The organism is Aeromonas sp. QDB56, from assembly GCF_027705505.1.
Classification (GTDB): domain Bacteria; phylum Pseudomonadota; class Gammaproteobacteria; order Enterobacterales; family Aeromonadaceae; genus Aeromonas; species Aeromonas caviae.
In genome coordinates this window covers 1-971 of the sequence record NZ_JAPDBZ010000302.1, presented here as the reverse complement: position 1 = coordinate 971, position 971 = coordinate 1, and the positions used below count along the sequence as shown (strand labels likewise).

The 971-nt window shown below is 57.1% G+C and carries 1 protein-coding gene; it reads left to right on the top strand.

The window, feature by feature from the left end:
* Positions 1 to 40 precede the first annotated feature (40 nt).
* Positions 41 to 971: IS4-like element ISAeme3 family transposase (locus OKB81_RS20545; protein ID WP_270805449.1), on the top strand; the 931-nt coding region annotated here is incomplete at its 3' end.

The window sequence follows — 971 nt, the reverse complement described above, 5'->3', positions numbered from 1 at the left end:
CTAATTTTATCGCCAAACAAAATCAACACGCGCGAAGCCTATGACCATTATTAATGCTAATCACTATCTGGAGCAACTCCTGGCTCCCGCCGCACTCGAGCGCATTGCTCGGCTCTGCAAGTTTTGTCTGCGTCAGCGCGCCATTACCCCTGCCATGCTCGTACCTGCACTGTTGCGGGCCATGGGGGGCGACCAGGTCAATGACATTGCCAGCTTACACCGTCATTTCAATGCCTTGCAGCTGACGAAAGAGCATCAGGTTTCTTACAAACCGTTTCACAATCAGCTGCGTAAAGAGAGCTTTGCCCTGTTTATGAAAGCGCTGGTCGAACGGGCCATCGCCTTGCGTATCGACCATCAACTCAAAGCGGCCTCCCTCGGCGCGTTCAAGCAGGTGTTATTGCACGATGGCACCTCCTTCGCGGTGCACCGGCGTCTGGCGGCTGACTTTCCCGGCCGGTTCAAGACCATCAGTCCGGCGGCTATCGAGTGCCATATGACCATGTCTCTGTCGGAGCAGAGCCCACTGTGCATGAGTGTGTCTGCCGATACCGCAGGGGAGCGGCAATTTCTCCCTGAGGCTCACAAGCTGGCCAACTGCCTGCTGCTGGCTGACGCGGGTTACATTGACAGGGCCTGGTTTGAGCAGGTGAACGACGCTGGCGGATTTTATCTGGTGCGAGGAACGCAAAGCCTGAACCCCAAGATAATCCAGGCCTGGCGCGGTGATGGACGGGAAGTGCCAAAACTGGCGGGACTGTCACTGAAAGAGGCAGGACGGCGGCGCTGTCGGGCTGAGGTGCTGGATATGGTGGTGAAGTCCGGCAAGGTCGAGTACCGCTTGATCCGACGCTGGTTTGCCGAGGAAAAGCGGTTCTGCTTGTGGATGACCAACCTGCCGCGAGCGGCATGGTCAGCAGAGCAGGTGATGAGCCTGTATCGCTGCCGTTGGCAGGTGGAGTTGTTATTTA